The 21,382-nt window shown below is 50.0% G+C and carries 18 protein-coding genes; 13 read left to right on the top strand and 5 right to left on the bottom strand.

Translation table 11 applies throughout. The features are described 5' to 3' along the window. Nucleotides 1-186 precede the first annotated feature (186 nt). Together ACXAFR_RS12520 and ACXAFR_RS12525 are read right to left on the bottom strand one after the other, a co-directional pair. Nucleotides 187-546, bottom strand: coding sequence for a cupin domain-containing protein (locus ACXAFR_RS12520; RefSeq protein WP_475177335.1), 360 nt, complete (start codon nt 544-546; stop codon nt 187-189). Nucleotides 547-586: 40 nt separating this feature from the next. Next, nucleotides 587-2,923 carry a DUF1989 domain-containing protein gene (locus ACXAFR_RS12525; RefSeq protein ID WP_475177336.1) on the bottom strand — a complete coding sequence of 779 codons (2,337 nt, stop codon included), beginning with the start codon at nt 2,921-2,923 and terminating at the stop codon, nt 587-589. Nucleotides 2,924-3,348: 425 nt separating this feature from the next. Between ACXAFR_RS12525 and ACXAFR_RS12530 the strand changes: the two genes are divergently transcribed. The 4 genes from ACXAFR_RS12530 to ACXAFR_RS12545 all read left to right on the top strand — a co-directional run bounded on the left by ACXAFR_RS12530 (nt 3,349) and on the right by ACXAFR_RS12545 (nt 7,503). Continuing rightward, on the top strand, nt 3,349-4,515 hold the full coding sequence (locus ACXAFR_RS12530; RefSeq protein ID WP_475177338.1) for an ATP-binding protein: 1,167 nt from the start codon (nt 3,349-3,351) through the stop codon (nt 4,513-4,515). Nucleotide 4,516: 1 nt separating this feature from the next. Beyond that, nucleotides 4,517-5,203, top strand: a complete 687-nt coding sequence (locus ACXAFR_RS12535; protein ID WP_475177340.1) for a response regulator — start codon at nt 4,517-4,519, stop codon at nt 5,201-5,203. Nucleotides 5,204-5,217: 14 nt separating this feature from the next. Continuing rightward, nucleotides 5,218-5,991: a PAS domain-containing protein gene (locus ACXAFR_RS12540; protein WP_475177341.1), complete on the top strand. Its 774-nt coding sequence runs from the start codon at nt 5,218-5,220 to the stop codon at nt 5,989-5,991. Nucleotides 5,992-6,129: 138 nt separating this feature from the next. Next, nucleotides 6,130-7,503, top strand: a complete 1,374-nt coding sequence (locus ACXAFR_RS12545) for an NAD(P)-binding domain-containing protein (RefSeq protein WP_475177342.1) — start codon at nt 6,130-6,132, stop codon at nt 7,501-7,503. Between the two features lie 65 nt (nt 7,504-7,568). On the opposite strand, the gene ACXAFR_RS12550 is transcribed toward ACXAFR_RS12545, so the two are convergent. From ACXAFR_RS12550 to ACXAFR_RS12560, 3 genes are all read right to left on the bottom strand, one after another. Further along, entirely contained in the window at nt 7,569-9,278 is a 1,710-nt protein-coding gene (locus ACXAFR_RS12550; RefSeq protein ID WP_475177652.1) for a sugar phosphorylase, read from the bottom strand. Between the two features lie 80 nt (nt 9,279-9,358). Next, the gene (locus ACXAFR_RS12555) at nt 9,359-10,585 is read right to left on the bottom strand and encodes a glycosyltransferase family protein (protein ID WP_475177345.1); all 1,227 of its coding nucleotides are present in this window, start codon (nt 10,583-10,585) and stop codon (nt 9,359-9,361) included. 15 nt (nt 10,586-10,600) lie between these two features. Further along, nucleotides 10,601-11,464: an HAD-IIB family hydrolase gene (locus ACXAFR_RS12560; protein ID WP_475177346.1), complete on the bottom strand. Its 864-nt coding sequence runs from the start codon at nt 11,462-11,464 to the stop codon at nt 10,601-10,603. Between the two features lie 455 nt (nt 11,465-11,919). Between ACXAFR_RS12560 and cobU the strand changes: the two genes are divergently transcribed. The 9 genes from cobU to ACXAFR_RS12605 all read left to right on the top strand — a co-directional run bounded on the left by cobU (nt 11,920) and on the right by ACXAFR_RS12605 (nt 21,380). Next, nucleotides 11,920-12,459 (top strand): bifunctional adenosylcobinamide kinase/adenosylcobinamide-phosphate guanylyltransferase, encoded by a 540-nt coding sequence (gene cobU / locus ACXAFR_RS12565; RefSeq protein ID WP_475177347.1) that lies wholly within the window; start codon nt 11,920-11,922, stop codon nt 12,457-12,459. Nucleotide 12,460: 1 nt separating this feature from the next. After that, nucleotides 12,461-13,519 carry a nicotinate-nucleotide--dimethylbenzimidazole phosphoribosyltransferase gene (gene cobT / locus ACXAFR_RS12570; protein WP_475177350.1) on the top strand — a complete coding sequence of 353 codons (1,059 nt, stop codon included), beginning with the start codon at nt 12,461-12,463 and terminating at the stop codon, nt 13,517-13,519. Between the two features lie 6 nt (nt 13,520-13,525). Next, the gene (locus ACXAFR_RS12575) at nt 13,526-14,164 is read left to right on the top strand and encodes a histidine phosphatase family protein (protein ID WP_475177351.1); all 639 of its coding nucleotides are present in this window, start codon (nt 13,526-13,528) and stop codon (nt 14,162-14,164) included. Further along, complete coding sequence (cobS, locus tag ACXAFR_RS12580) at nt 14,161-14,919, top strand: adenosylcobinamide-GDP ribazoletransferase (protein WP_475177355.1); 759 nt, start codon at nt 14,161-14,163, stop codon at nt 14,917-14,919. The genes ACXAFR_RS12575 and cobS overlap by 4 nt, the downstream gene beginning before the upstream one ends. Before the next feature lie 233 nt (nt 14,920-15,152). Then, nucleotides 15,153-15,710 carry a GspH/FimT family pseudopilin gene (locus tag ACXAFR_RS12585; RefSeq protein ID WP_475177357.1) on the top strand — a complete coding sequence of 186 codons (558 nt, stop codon included), beginning with the start codon at nt 15,153-15,155 and terminating at the stop codon, nt 15,708-15,710. Further along, nucleotides 15,701-16,207, top strand: a complete 507-nt coding sequence (gene pilV, locus ACXAFR_RS12590; RefSeq protein ID WP_475177359.1) for a type IV pilus modification protein PilV — start codon at nt 15,701-15,703, stop codon at nt 16,205-16,207. The genes ACXAFR_RS12585 and pilV overlap by 10 nt, the downstream gene beginning before the upstream one ends. A gap of 23 nt (nt 16,208-16,230) precedes the next feature. Further along, nucleotides 16,231-17,241 (top strand): prepilin-type N-terminal cleavage/methylation domain-containing protein, encoded by a 1,011-nt coding sequence (locus ACXAFR_RS12595; protein WP_475177360.1) that lies wholly within the window; start codon nt 16,231-16,233, stop codon nt 17,239-17,241. A gap of 24 nt (nt 17,242-17,265) precedes the next feature. After that, nucleotides 17,266-17,886, top strand: coding sequence for a pilus assembly PilX family protein (locus tag ACXAFR_RS12600; RefSeq protein WP_475177362.1), 621 nt, complete (start codon nt 17,266-17,268; stop codon nt 17,884-17,886). A 41-nt stretch (nt 17,887-17,927) separates the two neighbouring features. After that, a complete protein-coding gene (locus tag ACXAFR_RS12605; RefSeq protein ID WP_475177366.1) occupies nt 17,928-21,380 on the top strand; it encodes a pilus assembly protein in 3,453 nt (1,150 codons plus the stop codon). Nucleotides 21,381-21,382 lie beyond the last annotated feature (2 nt).

A 21,382-nucleotide genomic window follows, 5' to 3' on the forward strand; every position in this document is an offset into this window, starting at 1 on the left:
GCAGTAAATTTACTTTCCCTTCAGGAAATGCAACAGACATACCGACTCAAAAAAACCATTTATTTTCAATGCGTTAGATAAGCCTCAACCTATTAACGCCCTTTGTATGGGCACCAGAATAGCGCCGAACGTTCGGCGCTGGTGCACTAACGCACGTTATTAGCCTCGATAGGCAAATTCTGTCTGCTACGCCTCGCCCACCTTCCGTTGTCCGCAAAAAAAGCCAATACCATGACTTGGAGATTGAAATGTAATCACGCTTCCTTTCGGAAAATACAAGACATCTCCCACCGTTGCGTGAACTTCAGAACCGGCTTCATCTTTTATAATCATTTCACCTTCAACGATGATTTTCATTTCATGATAGGTGTACTCATAAACCAGTGGCTCATCAGACTTTTCCATACGAAAAAATCCAGAGACGATGGTTTTCTCGGCATCGTCGGATACCGCAATATCATCAAGAAAGGCATTGACACCGGGACGGTCCATACTCGGCAGTTCCGTTTTTATCGCCTGTTTGTAATACGTAAGTGCTTTAGTCATCAGGGATTTCCTCTTAGTTTTCCAGTTATCGGTTTTTCAGTTATGAGCGAACACGAATCCGCTCGGGGTCGTAAAAAGGGAGTGTTGTTACTTCAACGCCAATTCGTTTTTGCTGACCATCCAACTTGCCGATTTCCAGTTTTGTACCGGGTTCGGCCATGTCAGGTGCAACCCGAGCTAACGCAATGTACTTTCCTACAGTCGGTGACATGGTCGCGCTGGTAACGACGCCGATGGGATAACGTCCCACATATATCGGCTCTCCATGTGCTGTGCCTTCGTTACCGTCAAGAATTAACCCGACTAACCGATGCCGACTTTCCGGTGTTTGCCGAGCAATCGCCGCACGGCCAATAAAATCATCGGGCTTGGATTTCATCGGGCAAGTAAAACCAATACCGGCTTCAAAAGGATTCGTCTCAGCGCAGAACTCGTGATCGGCGAAAATTAAACCCGCTTCAATGCGCAGCGTATCCAAGGCATCAAATCCCAACGGAGCAAGACCGTATTTTTCTCCTCTCTCCCATAGCGTTTGCCACAGGCCGACACAATGTTCCGGGTGCGTCCATATTTCATAACCCAGCTCTCCCGTGTAGCCCGTACGTGAAACCATCACCGGCGCGCCTTCAGGCCCACCGAGTCGGCCAATAAGAAAATGAAACCAAGCGAGCTTGTCCACGGATGGTTGAGACTCTGGCGTCCAAATCAATTCGCGCAAAAGATTGCGACTCTCTGGACCTTGCACAGCGATATTGTGTATCTGATCAGAGGCATCGCGAATACTCACACGAGCGCCGAGCTCCTCCGCTTTGCTTCGCAACCAGATGGCGCTGCCCGGGTCACCACAGACCCAACGGAATCCCTTCTCACCCATTCGAAACAAAGTGCCATCATCGATCATGCCGCCTGTCTCAAGGCACATGGCGGAATAGACAATCTCGCCAATCGATAAGCGCTGTACATTACGCGTGAGGACCTTTTGCATGAATTCCTCAGCATCGGGCCCGACAATGTCGAACTTTCGCAGCGGCGATAAATCAATCATCGCGACACGCTCTCGACAGGCAAGATATTCCGCCCGCACGCCCCAGCCTTCGTACTCGGCGGCAACCCAATAGCCACGATATTCAAACAATCGCTTGGTCAACGCAGATAGACAGGAGTGGAAACCGGTTTCTTTGGTCATGCGAGGAGGCTCCGAAGGCAACAGGCGATAAGCGGAAGCGCGAGGAAATTCACAGGAGGCGTCATAGATACGCACGTGTATGTCTGAGGGCGACCAACCATTTGCTGGGTCGATATCATCAGGACAGGCCGATGACGCACAGACCAGATCGCGCGTCGCGCGCAATAAAACGTAGTCTCCAGACCGTGACCAAGGTTCATCCATAGTCACGGTGCCGCAGGGTTCAATACGGGTATTAAAGAAAAAGTTAATGGCAGGCCACCCAGAGCGGGGCCTTATACCATCATTAGCCAATACACGATTAAAATTATCGGTGCAGCTAATGTGGCCAAAATAACCGCTGTCGTCATAGTAACGAGGCGTGCAGGCCAACAGAAAGCTGTCATGGCGCATGACCGTATCTTGCACGACCTCAACCATTGACTGCATATCACTGCCCAAATAACGAGAATGCAGGCCCGGCTGAGGAGCACTAACGCCAAGAACGCTTCGGGTGGCGGTGGCGTCCAGCCCGATCTCTTGTCCGTGTCGCAAGGCATGTCGATCAAAAGCAAGAAAATCAGAGCACTGCTTACCGGATACATCAATAATCTGAATCCAGTCGCCCTTTTTTACGTCGTAGCGCTCTGCGGTAGCCCGATGAACTCTGATATCTCGCTTAACTGGCCCGAGAGGCTCCGGCAAACGTGTACTACGCTTGTCTTGACGTGTCACCGTCACATCGATTTCGGTTACCGGCTGTTGCATAGAAACCGACATATCCGAACCGGCTGCAGCGATAATCACAGTGGCTTTTTTTAAACAATAAATTTCAGCCGAAGAGCGTCCATCAAAGGAAAGAGCTGACTCAATTTGGCTCTTGGAAACCCGCCACTCAGTCAATAGCGAAGCCAGTTGCTTGGCACTTCGGCCCGTACCGTGCAATTGTTGACAGATCCCGTTTGCCCGCGTTTCGTTAGCACTGCAACCATCAACACGAACCGCATCAGTCTGACTGCGGCCTTCAGTATTCAGGACAATCATTTCAGCAGACTGGCAGCCATCAAAACTCGAAATACGGATTTTATCGCCAGCAGAGAGCGACAGCCGTATGGCGGACTGCCCGGCAACGGTATACCGCTCAGGACATAACGGGATTTCCGTACCGCGATAAATTTCGCTGTGAGGCATATGGGCTAGTTCCGTTGTCAAAGATGTCGCTTTGGTTAATCAATATTGAGCATTTCTCGAACGCATCTTGAACTCAATTGGTGCACCGCGTTCGACCGAAGAAACAAAATTGTGCGCCCATCCAGCGATGGAAAACCGACAAACACTTGTTTCTTGATGGTTATAAATATTTACCATCAGTGTTTTAACGACAATCCTCCATCGGGGATACCCCATTCAGGATAAATGCACCAATGGCATAGATTCTGCACCCATAGGCCCATTAAAAGACGCCAACAAAACAAGCTACTGTCGAGTGAAACTGCAATAGATACACGCCGTAACGACACCCATCCAGGCTCGATGCGGCACCCCTTCGGCATAGAGGGTTGCCCGGGGTGTATGCATTGGTTTTAACGGGTAAGCAACGCGAGAAAAAGAGACTTGAGGATACGGGGAAGCCGACAATGTCGATAAAGTTGAGAAACTGGATGGAAGATCGCTTCTTCAGTTTTTACCGCAAACCGGTCGAGCGTCTAAACGCCGTGCGCCGCTCACGGGACTATCCGGAATTGCTCGTGCAACTGGCCACCACCGATGACTTAACGACAACATTACCTAGCGTGCTGAAATGCTTGCAGCAAGATCTCGACGGGATATTTCTTGGAACGGAAGCCTGTGAAATATGTATTTTAACCAGCCCCTCCCCTGGCTCCAATACGACGATCTTTCAAACTGTCGACAGTTGTCTTGAGCCAAGGCTACAACAACGCCTTCACGATTTATTCGCGCTCGGTCAATCACCCCGTCAAGAGCAATTTCATATAGATACAGATGGGAATCGCTATCACGTTTTACGATCTACCTTGCTGGAAGCTGATGGCTTCTACGCCTGGGCTCTCTATATCTTTCCACAGAAACGTCCCAACCTAGAGAAAATTCGCTGGTATACCAGCTCGATTGATAATGCCTTGCAACGAGGCTTTCAGGCTTGGCATCAATGTGAACAAAGAACGCGCGAAGCACTGCAGTCTGAACGTGCGATTTACGCCGCAGAGCTGCATGATTCCATCGCTCAGGTTCTGGGCTACCTTCGCATACAAAGTAGCCGCCTCAACAAAAAATGTCAGGGTGATGTCTATGCGGAATTACAACCCATGACGCAAGACCTGGCCCTGCAGACACAAAATGCCTACCGTCAGACGCGTGAGCTGATCACTTCCGCAAGATTGGCTCTTCAAAGCAACGATTTCGGCCAGGGAATCATCAATTCCATTAAGGAATTTGAACAGCAATCTGCCATTGTTTTTGAACTGGACAATCGTATTCCAACGACGTTGATCGATGCCAAACAGTCCATGCAAATTCTGTATATTGTCAGGGAAAGCCTCAGCAATATCGTTCGACACTCCCATGCCACCCATGCACGAGTGATCCTGCAACAAAAGCAATGCGACCTTCACATCATCATCGAAGATAACGGAACAGGCTTATGCCCAAATGCCTCGAGACCGGACAGCTTTGGTACGCAAATCATGCAAGAACGAGCCGCTCGCATAAGAGGTAAACTCTCCCTATGCAATCGCCCCCAAGGCGGGACTAGAGTCGAATTAGTTTGCCCCAGGGGTCGTTAGATTGAGCGCTGATATTTCACTCCCCAAGCCTTTAACGGTTGCCGTCGTAGATGATCACCCACTGTTTCGCCGAGGCGTTGTCGAACTGCTCAATGACAGTGATGAAATGGTTGTGGTTGCGGAATACGATAACGCGAACCTATTGGCGAATGACATCAAAACCATTAAACCCGACATCTTACTATTGGATCTACAGATGCCGGAAACGTCGGGTCTCGATGTCTTACGGCAGATTCGAGTTGGCGATGACGACGTAAAAATCATCATTTTAACGGCGTGTGAAGATCAGGAGAAACTGTTGGAGGCCCTGCGGTATGGCGCCAACGGCTATCTCCAAAAAGATACGCCTCCGGATGATATTCTTAGTCATCTCCTCGCCGTGGCTGCCGGCAAGTTTGCCCTAAATGACGACGCCGTGGCCACGCTTGCGACTCATATTCGAGAGAGCCGTTCAGAAGAGGTTCGGCAAGGGCATCCCGTTTTTTCAGAATTGACGGATCGAGAAAAAGAAACGCTTTCTTGTATCGCAAGAGGACTCAATAATAAGCTCATTGCACGTGAGCTCGGTATCAGTGACGGAACGGTAAAGGTCTACGTTAAGAACCTATTGCGGAAACTCAACGCACATTCTCGTTTGGAACTTGCCGCCTGGGCTCATAAAAACCTTCCTCCAGATCAACTGAACTGATACGCAACACGACTATGACGTTAACACACTGGTCAAAAAAGTTCTTTAAGCCGGACCTCAATGAACATCAATTACTGAGCCTATTTAACAGTCTCAGTGATGTCATTATCCTCCTCAATGAGCATCAGCAAATCGTCACCGTGAATAATAGCTGGTCAACCCTTGTCGGAACTTCTGCTCTCGACGCTATCGATCAGTCCTTTCCTCAATTTCTTCACCCTGAAGATATCCCCCATTGGCGACGACTACTCAGTAGAATCCGTCCCGGTAAAACAGAATTAATCTGGCTGCGCTTAATTAATCACCAAGGCGACATACGTTGGTGCGAAATACGTATTCAATCCGTAAACCCAAACCGTCTTTATCCTCTCTCTGCCACCTTGTGTGATATCACGCCGCAAGTTCGCAGCGATCAAATCAGAGAAGCAACACATCGCAGTCTGCAAAGTTTGGTCGATCGCCTACCTGCAATGCTTTATCGTTCAAGAAATAATGTCAGTTGGACAATGGAGTACGTTAGTAGCGGCTGTGAAGCTGTCACGGGATACCCAGCGGAAGAGCTCTTAAATCAAACTCAGATTTCACTCGGAGACATCATCCATCCGGAAGATGCTCCACATGTCTGGGAAGATGTTCAGACTTGCCTCGGGTTGCAACAACCTTTTAACCTCAATTATCGAATTATCAGATCTGACGGCGTAGAAATTCACGTGCGTGATAAAGGTCACGGTCTCTACTCGGAAAGCGGACTGGTAATGGGTGTCGAAGGCATCATTTTACAAATTTGATCGTCACTCTACCTCTTTCTACATACCCATTCCTGGGAATTTTGTCGGTTTAAAAAGCGCATTACTTTAGGTCATGTCGCGATGAAATCATCGCAGCCATACACCTTCTTGTATTGACCAACAACTGTGGAAAGATCAATGACAACTCGTGTAGCAATTATCGGCGCCGGTCCCAGTGGCCTGGCGCAACTGAGAGCCTTTCAATCAGCACAGGAAAAAGGCGCAGACATTCCAGAGCTGGTCTGTTTTGAAAAACAAAGCGATTGGGGTGGGCTATGGAATTATACGTGGCGTACCGGCCTGGATGAAAATGGCGAGCCAGTACACGGCAGTATGTATCGTTATCTCTGGTCTAACGGTCCCAAAGAGTGCCTGGAATTTGCAGATTACACCTTTGAAGAACATTTTGGGAAGCCAATTGCCTCTTATCCACCACGCGAAGTATTGTGGGATTACATTAAGGGCCGCGTCGAAAAAGCCGGCGTGCGTGACGACATTCGCTTCAACACCCCCGTGAGAGCCGTGTCCTACGACGATGCCAGTAAGCAATTTACAATAACCGCGCACGATCAAAAAAGCGACACGGTTTATCACGAAATATTTGACTATGTCGTGTGTGCATCAGGCCATTTTTCCACACCCAATGTTCCCCACTTTACGGGCTTTAATAAATTTGGTGGTCGAATTCTCCATGCTCACGATTTTCGTGATGCACTGGAATTTAAAGACAAAACGGTTTTAATTGTTGGTGCCAGCTACTCAGCCGAAGATATTGGTTCGCAGTGTTACAAATACGGCGCCAAGAAATTAATAAGCTGCTATCGTACTGCCCCCATGGGTTATAAATGGCCGGAAAACTGGGAAGAAAAAGAAAATTTAACCCATGTCGATACAGATTCCGCCTACTTTGCTGATGGCTCAAAGGCGCAGATTGATGCCATTATTCTTTGCACCGGTTATCTACATCATTTTCCCTTCCTCCCGGAAGAGTTAAGACTTAAAACCAATAATCGCCTATGGCCGTTAAACCTTTATAAAGGGGTTGTTTGGGAAGACAATCCACAGTTTTTCTACTTGGGTATGCAAGATCAATGGTACACCTTCAATATGTTTGACGCGCAAGCGTGGTATGTACGGGATATCATTCTTGGGCGCATTAATCTGCCAGACACCAAAGAGGAAATGTCAGCACACAGTCAGGCTTGGCGTGATCGTGAACTGACGCTAGAAACCGCAGAAGAAATGTACACTTACCAGGGCGACTATATTCTCGACCTTATTGAAGCAACAGATTATCCAACGTTTGACATTGAGGGTGTAAACCGCACGTTTTTAGAATGGAAAAAGCACAAGAAGAAAAACATCATGACCTTTCGGGATCATGCTTACCGTTCGTTAATGACGGGCACCATGTCCCCAACCCATCATACGCCTTGGCTAGAAGCTCTGGATGACTCTCTAGAATCCTATCTATCGGAGTCTACCACCGCAGAAAATAAAAAAGCAGGTTAGTAAACACATCCTGTATGGCGTAGAGCTCCGAATGGAAGAATCCATCTACGCCATACGCGCATAAATCAGAATATCCGATTAGTGATCCACACAGTCCGGTAAGGCGCCAAAACTAACTCTTCATTGTAAGCGGGCATTTCGTCGCCACTGATGAGATCAGTCCAGGTATCCGTCACGATAAGGTTTATATCGGACATCTTTAACTGGATTTCTTTATTCGTGATATTACTGACGCAGAAAATACTCTGGCGCCGGTCGTGCGATTGTCGCCAGTAGCCGAACACCTGGCCACTCAGATGCAAGGTAAACTGGGTTGCATTCGGGTGAAACGCCGGTTGCTTTTGTCGAACCGCAAGCAGGCGTTTCATGCCATTGAACACCTGGGAATGGGTCGATTCCGGGTTGACCAACTCTTCACACAATTGTTCATAGGGCCACTGGTGACGATTGATTGAACGGTTATGGCCGCTGTGTTCCATGCGCTCATAATCGTTACGGGTTCCCAGCATACTGTGCACATAGATTCCGGGAATTCCCTCCAAGCCAAACATAATGGTGTGAGCACATAGAAAGCGATCTACCGCCCACTCATCCTCGCCGTCGACAGTACCCTTCAAGGCATCAAAGAGGGAAATATTAATTTCGTAGGGTTTGTTTTCACCGCTGTCGAGCGCCCGCCACGATATTCGTCCGCCAAACGACTGCAGCGTCTCCGCCAACGTCCGGGTTTCTTCGTCAGATAACAAGCCTTCGACAGGACGCAGTCCAATGCCATCGTGAGAAGCGACAAAGTTGAAATAAGTTGTACCATTTTGCGCCGGCGGCATGCTCATCATCCACATTTTCAAATGATGACTGTCGCCAGTGATCAGCGCGTTTACCAACAGGGGTGGCAGCGAAAAGTTATAAACACAGTGAGCTTCGTTGGCATTACCGAAGTAAGCGAGGTTCTCACGGTTGGGAATATTGGTCTCGGTAATAATGACCGCATCGGGATCAACATGCTCAATCAGCAGGCGAAATAACCGCACCGCTGCGTGTGTTTCATCAAGGTTGATGCTGGGAGATCCGATTCGCTTCCATAAAAATGCAACTGCATCCAGGCGAAAAATCTGGGTTCCCATATCCATGTACTGACGCACGATGGAGGCAAACTGCTTTAAGACCGCCGGGTTGGCAAAGTTCAGATCGACTTGATCATGGCTGAAGGTACACCAAACATGCTCAGTTCCTTTTGCGGTCTCCGTTTCCCGCAGCAGCGGGCTGGTGCGCGGCCGCACGACCTGTTTAAGGTCGTCCTCCGGCGAGGCGGTAACAAAGTAATCGTGCCCAGGCCCGTCACTTTTAATAAAGTTCTGGAACCATAAACTACGGCTTGAGCAGTGGTTTATGACCAAGTCCGTCATCAACCGATAACTCGCGGATATCTCTTGAATATTGTCCCAATTGCCAAGCGCTTCGTTGACACTGGAAAAATCAATAACGGCAAAACCGTCGTCAGAGCTGAACGGGAAATACGGCAAAATGTGTACACAGTTAAGCACCCCATCACTCTGCTCATCGAGAAATGTCTTAAGCACTTCCAGGGGCTTAGAACTACTGTCCGCTGACGGCAGAAAGCTGTCGCCGTAGGTAATAAGAATTGCGTCTTTCTGACTCCAGGGATTATGGTAAGGGGCCGGCGCCTTGAACTCGGTATCCAGGCGCATGATTTCGATCAATTCCTGAGCCAACTCCTCAAAACTCATCGGCAAAGGCGTATCGTGATAGATCATGCCAATCTGATGAATCAGCTGATCCTTAAACAGCTGAAATTGTTCTTCTCGCAAACTTTCTTGGGACGCGGCTCCGGTCGTCATGCAGACGTGAACTCCTCATTGTCGAGTTTCACGGCCTCATAGATACGCTGCAGGATATCGGGCTTGGCACTGACCACCCGGTTCCAACTGGGAATAAACGGCGTATCCATTGGCCGCTCTAGAAAAATCTCTCCAGCTTTCATGATGTTGCGCGCGAACAGCTCAACGGCTTTTTCTTCTTGGTGAATGTCCAAGTGTAGACCGTTCATGACCGCATCGTTGTAATAGGTTTCCACAAAGTCCAGAGCGATTCTGAAATAAGTGGCTTTCAGCGTGCGAAAATTTTCTGGCGTAAAGGTGTGACCTTGGGTAGCCAGCTTGCGAAACAAGGCTTTCGCAATATCGATGGACATTTTCGACAGCCCATCTTCCGCATTGTCGAGCGAAAGATCCTGATGCTTATGATCGTAGGTATCGGCGATATCGACCTGACACAAACGGTTGTTGGCGTAGTTGCGGTGCATTTCCGACAAAACACCGATCTCCAACCCCCAGTCACTGGGAATTCGGATATCATTCAGCACATCTTTTCTAAACGAAAACTCGCCGGACAGAGAGTAGCGGAAACTATCAATAAACTGCAGATACTCCAGCTCACCATACATCTTTTTTAAGGCGCGTAACAGGGGGGTCACCAATAACCGACAAACACGACCATTAATCTTGCCGTTCGCCACGCGAGAATAGAAGCCTTTACAGAATTCGTAGTTAAAACGTGGATTGGCGACGGGATAGATCAGGCGAGCCAACATCTCGCGCGTGTAGGTCGTGATATCACAGTCGTGTAAGGCGATAGATTCCGCTCGATTGGATGCGAGGATATAACCTATGCAATACCAAACATTACGCCCCTTACCCATCTCCTTGGGTGCCAGGTTAATCTCCCGCAACTCTTCATCAATGGCTTTTAATCTCGGTCCATCATTCCAGAGAACTCGATGATCCTGCGGCAATCGAGAAAAGAAGGATAAGGCATGTCGAAATTGAGTTTCATCAGCCCGATCTAGGCCGATGACAATTTCTGTCAAATAATCTCCCCCGCAAAGCTCCGTCACAATATTGGGCAGAGCGTCGCCTTCCAACTCAGAATAGAGCGACGGTAAAATCAAAGACATTGGACGCTGGCGGCTAAAGGAACGTAACTCCGCTTCCAGGTCTTCCAGTGGACGATCCGACAAATTGTGCAGCGTCGTCACGATACCGTTTTGATAAAAGTCAGCCACGGCTGTTCCCTCTATTTAAGTAATTTTTAATTGTTCAAGCCAGTAGCCCACCCCCTGAGACCATCCTGCTGGCCCCTCTGCATCGCTGACGATGTAGCCTTCCTTGCGACTCAGTGTGGGTGGTTCGTGAACGGGAGAGCGAATCACCACGGCTGTGTCCGCAGCATCCAGCATATCAATATCATTTTTGCCATCGCCAAGCGCCAGCGAGATGACTTGGGTATCGGGTAACGTTTGTCGGTAGTAATTGACCAACCACGTCAGCGCTTTGCCTTTGTCGGTATCGCCGCCAACATGAACAAATCGTCCGCCCTGCAGCACTCTCATGCCGTGATTGGCAAACCAGGCGGTAAACTCAGCCAAAGTGGTTTTATCAGCCATCCAATACAGAGGCTCACCATAGCCACGGACAGCAGCTCGCGCCGCCTCATCAAGGGACAGACCCGTTAGCTCGGCAACTCGATCGGTCGACATGGCAGAAAAATGCTCAAACGCGCCCGGAAAAACCTCCAGCGCCTGTGTAACCAACGAAGCCCAACGCTCGCAGGGAGGGCAAAACTCTTTCACCCAGTAGTCGTCCAGCAAGCGAGTGTCGTCCGGCGGCGACGGCACCCACGCTTTAGGTAAAAAAATGGCGGCGCCGTTTTCAACGATAAACGGTGAGGTATTGCCGAGCTGCGACCGCAAGTGGACCACTTCAGATCGCGTTTTGCTGGTACAGAAAATAACCGGGATCTTCAGGTTGGCCAATTCGGCAAGACGAGGCTCTGCAGCGGCATGACTGTAGGTATGATGGTCCAGCAGGGAACCATCCAGATCGGTGATGACCACCAATTGACGGTGAGTCGAATCATTTGGCGTGGCTGATGAATCTTGCATCTCTGAGCGCGCCCCTTTGTTGTGCCAGATAATAAAGCGTTGGGCTCTTTCCACGGGATATCAGCAATTTATGTGCCCTGCTTTCCAATGTAAAACGCTGTGACCGAAGAGAAGTCCCTGCAGACCGCCTCAAAAAGCTCGCGCAAACCCACGACATTTGGGAATTTGCGTGAAAATCCTTACCCGGTTTGGGGAGCCACTTACGCCGCCAGATGGCTCCACCCCGTGAGGCTGCAGCAGGTTACATTTTAGGTGCCAGCACCCTGTACGCCTTTACGACGCCACATCCGTCTCGCACCATTTTGTAGCCGAACGCTGCGACACCAACCGAGAAAGGCACCAAATTAACGCACACTTAGAACCATTCCTCTGAGCTTTGATTTGTAGAATAGCCGGTATATTCACGATTATCTGTTAACATGCCTGGACAATTCCAAATGAGACGTGGAACGTCAATGTTGTTACAACTTATCCTGGGCGGAGCCAGATCCGGCAAGAGTCGTTATGCAGAAGCGATTGCTGCCCAATGTGAAGGCAAAATCTCCTACATTGCCACTGCGGACGCCTCCCAGAATGATCCGGAAATGGCTCAACGCGTCAGTCATCATAGAGAGCGTCGCCCCAGTGATTGGTTGACCTGCGAGGCACCTGTACATTTGGCTGCTACGTTAATTGAGCAGCAGAAAATCGCCGATCTGATCCTGGTTGATTGCCTGACGCTCTGGCTAACCAACTGTCTACTGGCGGATACCCCTTGCTGGCAGGATGAACGTCGCGCACTTCTCAGCCTTCTCCCGACATTGCAGACACCAACGATCTTTGTCAGCAACGAAGTTGGGTTAGGTGTTGTTCCTATGGGCGAGCTGAGTCGGCGTTTTGTCGATGAAGCCGGCTTCCTAAATCAGGCCGTAGCAGCACTCTGCCACCGAGTGGTATTTACCGCTGCTGGTTTACCCATGATCTTAAAAGACAGTACTCAATCAATGGAAATGTAACGTGGAGCTTCTCTCAAATCCGGTTAAACCTCTGTCTAAAACCGCCCTGAAATTGGCACAAGACAGGCAACAGCAACTGACCAAACCGCCCGGCTCCCTCGGGCAGCTCGAAAAACTCGCCATCAAACTGGCGGCGATGCAAGCCTGCGAATGCCCAAGTTGCGATACGGTAGAAATCACGGTATTTGCCGCCGACCATGGCATTTCTGCCGAGGGCGTATCCGCCTTTCCAGCAGCGGTCACGGTCCAAATGATCGAGAACTTCGCTCGCGGAGGCGCTGCCATTTCAGTGTTAGCAAAATCTCTGAATGCGCCTCTGTCTGTTATAAATCTGGGCACATTTTCCGAAGTCCCCGACCTTCCCGGCGTAAGTAACCACTGTATCGCCGCCGGCACCGCCAACTTTCTTGAACAGCCGGCGATGAGTCAGAATCAATTGTCCGAAGCCCTTAACCTTGGAGCGAATGCCATAAGCTCTGCCAGAGAGGCGGGTGCGCAATTGTGGATCGGCGGCGAAATGGGCATCGCTAACACCAGCTCTGCCAGCGCCGTCGCCAGCGCCCTGTTAAACATTGATCCAATGGAACTGGTTGGCCCAGGCACGGGGCTCGACGCGAATGGGGTCACTCACAAGATCGCGGTTATTCGCGAGGCACTCAAACGACCTGAACTATCGACAGCCGGCACAGAACGAGCGCTCGACTGTCTGCGGGAATTTGGGGGCTTCGAGATTGCCGCACTATCCGGTGCCTACCTTGCTGCAGCACAGCAAGGAATCACGGCGCTTGTGGACGGATTTATCTGTACGGTGGCGGCTCTGGTTGCAGAACGTCTGCAACCCGGTACGCGGGACTGGCTGTTGTTTGCCCATCAATCCCAAGAACCCGGACATCGCTTAGTATTGAATGAACTGCAAGCACAACCCCTGCTCGACTTAGAGCTGCGCCTGGGGGAAGCCAGCGGTGCGGCAACGGCGGTGCCGTTATTGCGCTTGGCTTGTGAACTGCATAAGGGCATGGCGACCTTCGCCGATGCGGGTGTCAGCCAGGCGACCGAGTAACATCCAGTGCACCATACTCGCTTCACGCTCTTGCGACACGGTCAATGCCAAAACGATGGCCATATTCGCGGCAGCACGGATTCCCATCTCACCTCTCTTGGCTGGCGCCAAATGCAGACCAGTATCGACGCGCGGATCGCCACTCAAGGCAGTCCGCTCTGGACTCAGATCATTACGTCGCCTCTGGCGCGCTGTCGGCAATTTTCAGAAGATACGGGTAAAAAATTAAAGCTCCCTGTTTACGTGGAGAAAGATTTACGTGAACGCCATTTTGGCTGTTGGGAGGATGTCTCCATCGACAGCCTACTCCATAATGATGCCGATCGAATACAGAATTTCTGGCAACATCCAGAGCGGACAGAAATCCCCGATGCCGAACCCTTCGCAGCGTTTTTGGAGCGCACGCAACAGGTATGGAGTCGTATACAATCAAGCTGCCGAGGTGAAAGAGTTCTTGTCGTTACTCACGGAGGAACCATTCGCAGCATCCTGGCAGCCTGCTTGCAAATTCCCGATGCGGCTCTTTCAAAAATTTCTGTGGCTCATGCCAGTGTTTCCGATATTGATATCTATGAAGAGCCTCCGCACCCCAACTGGGTACAACTCAGCTTTCACGGTGTTCCTGCGAAGGTTTCTGAACGGTGAAAGATAATGTTCTTGAGAACTGTAAACGCGGCCTGACTACGGCAGTGGGGTTTCTCACTCGGCTCCCCACGCCAGCGCTGAAAGACTATTCTGATAGAGACGCAGGACGATCGATTGTCTGGTTTCCTGTTGTCGGCTTACTAATTGGTAGCGTACTGTCACTAATTGCGTCTCTTTTGTCAGCCATTTTTGGTGGTTTACCAGTAGCAGGCATTATATTGCTAGCATGGATTCTCATAACAGGCGGACTACATCTGGACGGTCTGGCCGATTGTGCCGACGCCTGGATGTCCGGTAAAGATCCAAAGCAATCCCTCAACATTCTCAAAGACGTCCATGCGGGCAGCGGTGCCGTCATCGCCATAGTTGCCTTGTTGATTGTGAAGTTCTCAGTCCTATCTCAGCTTCCTGCCAATCAATTGACACTTGCTCTGTGTCTTACGCCATTTTTTGCGCGCGCTGCCGTTCTTTTGTTACTGCTTACGACGCCAACCATTCGAGAAGATGGGCTGGCTCGCCACTTCCTGGTACACGCCAATCGACGGGCGATTGGACTTTCGTTCGCGGCGTCTCTGTTTTTCCTAATGTTCTTTATTTCCATCGAGCAATTGTTCATCACACTGCTCATCACCGGTATTTGCGGTTATCTATTACGCAGAATGATGCTCAATCGGCTTGGCGGGATGACCGGTGATACCTGTGGCGCTTTTATCGAAATCATCGAAGTTGCCGTCCTACTGGCGTTCAACGTTTAACAGGCTTTTCTGTTAAGGACGTCCGGCCGTGAGATTTCTCATTTAACGAGGGCTACGCCAAGTAACCCAAAACCTCTCCAGAGATCTCTTTCACAAAAAAGGTGTGACCAGCGTCTCAGATTAGCCACACCTCTTACCACAGCTTTGGTTATAAGAAGCCCGCTTGTCAGAAAAAGTCGCCGTTTGTCTTCACCCAAGCGCATCCTACAAACGGGTTTGCTATACCTAGTGGCATGAAAACGAAATCTGAAAAAGGCTTTACGCTACTCGAACTGATCGCCGCCATGGCCATATTGGCCATACTGGTTTCTATGGCTGTTCCCTCCTTTGAGGGAATGATCAACTCCAGCGCGCGACGCTCAGCCCTATCAACCATTCAAGGCGACCTTGCTGCGGCTCGAAATGAAGCCGTAAGTCGGTCCGAACAGGTGGTGATGTGTTCCAGCTCAAATGCCAGCACCTGCGCCGGAAGCACCTCCTGGGAAACCGGTTGGATTCTGTTTCTCGATCGAAACGCCAACGGCGTTCCAAACTTTGGCAGCGGCTCCTGCGCGACAACAGAAGACTGCCTCGTTAAGAGCCAAAGTGATCTCCCGGCTGGGGTTACCTTGCGAGCCGCATCAGGCTCAATTCGATTTAATGAAATGGGCGAAAGAACCGGTGGCGCATCCAATCTTCAACTCTGCGGGAAGAACGCAGCGGCAAGTGGTGATACCAGTCACTCACACACACTAAGCATGCTTAACTCCGGAAGCCTACTTGTCGAAAAAGGGAGTACAACATGTCCATAACACGTTCAACGAAATCAACGCAGATTGGCTCGACAATGATAGAGACCGTCGTCGCACTGTTTGTCCTCGCTGTCGGACTGCTCGCAGTACAAGCCATGCAGCTTAACAGTTTGCGTTCAAATGTCGGCACCTATTCTGGCACACAAGCACAAATTCTCGCCGACGATATGATCAATCGCATATATGCCTACGACGATATCACGACAACCGCAGATAACACTGATTACGACAACATTGATACCAAAGACACAGTCACTGATCCCAATTGCGATACGGCGGGTTGCAGCGCGACCGAACAGATTCAAAGGGATACCTTCCAGTGGAAAAACGCGCTTGAAAGTACACTGCCAGGTGGCCGGGGCACCATTGCTTCGGACAGTGGCGCCTACACCATTACCGTATATTGGGACAACGATCGCACCGGCGCAAACGGCCTTAACTGCAGCGGCGACACCAGTGTCGATTTGACCTGTTTCAGACTGCAGCAAAATCTATGAATACTATTACGCGGAGCAACGTCGTGAATCGTCGAAACATGTCCGGTGTGACACTAGTAGAATTGCTGATCGCAATTACCTTGGGGTTGGCCATCATGGCCGGCGTAGTGCAACTGTATGCGACGTCAAGCCGGACTCAGAAAGTACAGGAAGGCAACTCGCGCCTGCAGGAAAACGCCCGTTATCTGCTATCGACCATCAGTCGAGATTTAGCTCAAACAGGTTATATGGGGTGTATTAACTTCGAAGATGCGGATACGGATGGTGCCAGTCGCATCACCAATATATTGACTCAAGGGACGGGGACTGGCGGCCTCTACAACTTCGACCAACCACTCAATGTCACCAACGACGCAGGGATACTGGGCAGCGATTCTTTAATCGTTAGATTCTCGACGTCCGGTGGTGCAATCCCCCTGATCGTGTCCTCAGAGGGCGATGAAGCCTTAAAGGTTGATAAGGATCACGTCAACTATGATTTACTGGAGCAATATCAAGTTGTGGTTCTGTCCGATTGCAACCGCGCTTCAGTATTTATGATCACCAATGATCCTACCGCCAGCAATGGCACTATAGAGCATGACTCTGGCGTGACCTCACCGGAAGGCCAATCCAACAGCACGAACGATCTCGAAATTATGTTCGGCTCCACCCCTGAAGGCGATGGCGCCAGTGGATCCGTCGCTTATATCTATACCAACGGTCAAGGTGCCACGCAATACGCGTTAGGAAAAAGTAACGCCGCCACCGGCAGTGAAGATTGCACAGCAGCAACGCCGCAATTTTGCGCCCTGTTAAAAAATGGCGATGAAATCGCCCGCGGCGTTCAGGACTTGCAGATTGAGCTCGGCTGGACGGACGGTAATAACCTCAAGTTCGACGACGCCGATGGCAGTGTCGATTGGAATGAAGTCGACCGAATCCGAATCAGCCTGACACTAAACACCATCGAACCCGTGCCCACAGCATCCGGCTCACAAATCGATACACAGACGTTTTCTAAAACCATCATGCTGCGTAACCAGCTAATGTAATTGCCAAAATTCGTGAGTACAGCAATGAAACAACAGACAAAACCACTGCCCACGCGCTCGAAAGAGTCTGGCGCCATACTGGTCGTGGCCATGGTGATATTACTGGTCATGACGCTGTTAGGTGTTGGATCAAGAATCAATTCAGTGATGCAACAAAAAATGGTCACCGCATATCAGCAACGACAAATTGCAGAGCTGGCGGCGGAAAGTGCGCTTCGCGCTGCTGAAACATTTCTGACCGATAACGTCAAAGCCACACAGGCACTGTCTGACTTTGGCAATGGAACGACGGGCCTCTATTCCAGCTTTCGCATGGTTGGCCAAATCAATGATGTCTTGCCGTTAAATGCTTCCTTGAGCGATGCCTCTGACGCAAGTCTTTGGACCAATGGGAACAGCATTGCAGTCACCGATTATGACACTACCGCCGCCAACCAACCCCGCTATGTAATCGAATATTTGGGCAGAGACAAAAACGGTAGTGGCGTAAGCGTCGTTGACTATAACGACCCTAACGCCGCATCGAACAGCAATTCCCATGTCTTCCAAATTACAGCCATCGGTTGGTCACGGGATGCTGCCATCTATTCAGTTTTACAAACGACTTATCGCACCGGTAAGGGCAATGGCATTTTCACTTACTAATGCAGCTTTTAAAGAATCAATACAGAGGAATGAGGTGGTCTATGAAAGATAGCCGCTGGAAGAGCGTAGGAATCTATTCACTATCAGTTATCGGTTTAGGCAGCGCGTTAGCGCAAGCAGCTCCAGGTGTGCTGTCTGATAAACCTCTCTTCTTAGGGTCGAGTGTCCAGCCAAACATTCTCTGGCTGGTGGATGATTCGGGCTCCATGGACTATGAAGTTCTAAAAACAGAAGGCGGTCGTGCTGTGTACGGGTTTTCCGAAAGCGGTGCTCTCGACATTACACCATCGCGAAACGATCGCGACGAGATTATCGAATCCTGCGTCGGCTATAACGCCATGTACTATGACCCACTCAAGACTTATACACCTTGGGTCGGTCTCGATTCCACTGGGGCAGCCTATGCAGACCAATCGATTACGGCAGCCATGTCAGACCCCTATTATCCCAATGGCACTAAGGTGAATCTCACCGCCCCAGACGGAGCCGGCGACCGGCCAGGCTATATGGTCTGGACTGACCTCGATAATGATGAATATTTTGATCAGGGAGAATGTCCGGACCCCTATGATTCCGACTATGACTATGAAAGTTCGTTCACCGAGACAACTGAAATGTCAGCAGAAGAGCAAACCAATTTTGCCAATTGGTACAGCTATTACAGAAAGCGGGAATACGTTGCCAAGCGCGCACTGTCAGAAATTATAGATTCCAGCCAGGCGCGTATGGGGCTTGCCACTCTGCATAATAACAACTCGGTCGGTACGTTAATCGAGGACGTGGATAACATTACCACGCCAGTGGACGCAACTGCAGCAACAAACAAACAAACCTTGTTAAATAACCTCTTTCGTATCAACTCCAGTGGTGGTACCCCACTGCGCACTACACTTAAAAAAGCAGGGCAGTATTTTCAAGAGGGTACCTCATCTACCGTCTTTGGTTCTTCGACATCTTCCTCACCGTTGTTGAGTGCCAGCGACGGCGGAGCCTGCCAACAAAACTTCTCAATTCTGATGTCCGATGGAACCTGGAACGGCAGCAGTCCATCGGTCGGGAACACCGATGGTGACGACGATACCGCATTCGATGGCGGATCCCATGGAGATAGCGTATGGAATACCTTGGCTGACGTGGCCATGAAATACTACGAAATCGACTTGTCGCCAACATTAGATAATGAAGTTCCCACTGTAACCTGGATAGACGACGATGGTAGTACCCAAAGCGATGAGAATACTGCCCAGCATATGGTTACCTATACAGTCGCCTTTGGGGTCAATGGAAATCTGACGGCAAATCCTCCAGATAGGACAACCCCTTTTGCATGGCCGACTCCAACGGCGAATAATGTCAAAACAATTGATGATATGAGACACGCCGCCTGGAACGGCCGCGGCAAATTTCTCAGTGCAGGGAATCCCGGTGATCTCATCGACTCCCTACAAAATGCCATCAATGATATTTCAGATCGGGAGAGCTCTGCATCTTCGGTAGCCTTTAACAGTACCAGTATCAATACGGATACCCTCGTATTTCAGGCTCTATTTAATCCGGCATCTTGGAGCGGTACCTTGGCCGCTTACGAGTTTGACGAAGATGGCGTTGGCGATTTAAGCTGGAGTGCTGGTGACATACTCGACAGCCGTGATTTGACCACGGATCCCCGAGAAATTATCACCTTCAATGGTACCCAAGGCGTTCCATTTCGGTTTCCCTCAGACTATACAGCGCTGGATACAGACACACTAAGTGCGAATCAGATTAATGATTTATTAACGGCGGGTCCCCACTCGTCAACTACCGCCGACACGACAGAAATTGCATCCAACCAATCCTATGGCGCAGCCTTGGTAGACTATCTGCGTGGTGATCATAGTAATGAAGAAGGCAAAGGCGGCAGTTTCAGCTTCCGCAACCGCAATGATCATCGCCTAGGCGATATCGTGTATTCCAGCCCTGCGTATGTCGGCGCACCCAGTCTGGCTTATCCTAATTATATTGAGGGCTCCGCCAACCCCTATTCGGATTTTATCGCTGCTAAAGCGTCTCGTACGCCCATGGTTTATGTAGGGAGTAACGATGGTATGCTACATGGGTTTAAAGCGGAAAACGGCGAAGAAGTTATCGCCTATATTCCAAGCTTTCTGTTCGACGACACTGTCGATCGTGGTCTGCATTATCTGGCGGACAAAACCTATTCTCATATCCCCTACGTTGATGGCTCACCCTTATCTGCCGATGTTTTTATCGGCAGCAGCTGGAGAACCTATCTAGTGGGCGGGGTACGTGCTGGCGGCAAAGGCATCTATGTTCTGGACGTGACCAATCCCCAGTATTTTGAAGAGTCTTACGCCGATTCAATGGTGAAACAAGAATTTACCCATAATGACCTGGGCTACACCTTTAGCCGCCCAACCATCGGCAAAATGAACAACGGCCGCTGGGCGGCGATCTTTGGCAATGGCTATAACTCAGACCCCAACGGCGATGGCAAAGCCAAATTGTTTATCCTCTACCTTGATGCTACAGGCGGCTATGAACTGATCGATACCGGTGTGGGCTCTATGGTCAATGCAGACTGTAGCGATGCCGACAGTGATTGTAACGGTCTGTCATCGACTACCGCCCTTGATCTGAATGGTGACGGCACTGTTGACCGAGTTTATGGTGGCGATATCCACGGCAATGTCTGGGCGTTTGATATATCAGACACCTCCAGCAGCAACTGGGAAATCGCCCACGAAGACAGCGGCTCTACAAATCCTGTCCCGTTATTCAGTGCGTGCAATACAAGCCCCTGCACTAGCGCAGATCGCCAGCCCATTACCACTCTCACAGTTGCCGCAGACCACCCTTATCGCTTTGCCCGAGCGACAGCTCCGAACCTGATGATTTACGTGGGTACGGGTCAATGGCTGACAGAGAGCGACAACTTTTCCACCGACAGACAATCTGTTTATGGCGTGTGGGATGCCGGTATCGGTGAACTCGACCGTTCAAATCTTCAGGTCCAAACCATTACCAACCAAGTTACTGTCGACCCTGACGATTCCGATGAGATATATGTAACCAGAGAAATCTCGGACAATTCCGTAAGCTATATGACCTCGGACGAGTTTGGTTGGTATGTCGATTTACCCGATTACGGTGAGCGAATGGTGACCGAAGCCAGTATCGTCGGCGACATTATTTTCTTTAGCACCACCGTACCAGAAGCGACTCAATGCAGTAGCGGTGGCTACGGATACCTGATGTTTGCCGACCGGATGACAGGAGGTGAACCAGATTTTACGGTGCTGGATTTAAACAACGATGGTGTCTATGACGATGCAATCGTCAGTGGCTTGAAAATTGACGACATCCCCGGGGGTAGTCGATTGATCGACGATAAGCTCGTGGTTTCCGATTCAGGCGGTTCTATTAGAGATTATGGTGTTCAAACGTCACCGACCCGAGCATCGTCACGGTCTTCCTGGTCAATTCTAAAGTAATG

The sequence above is a fragment of the Pseudomaricurvus sp. ABR4_320 genome, from assembly GCF_056159445.1.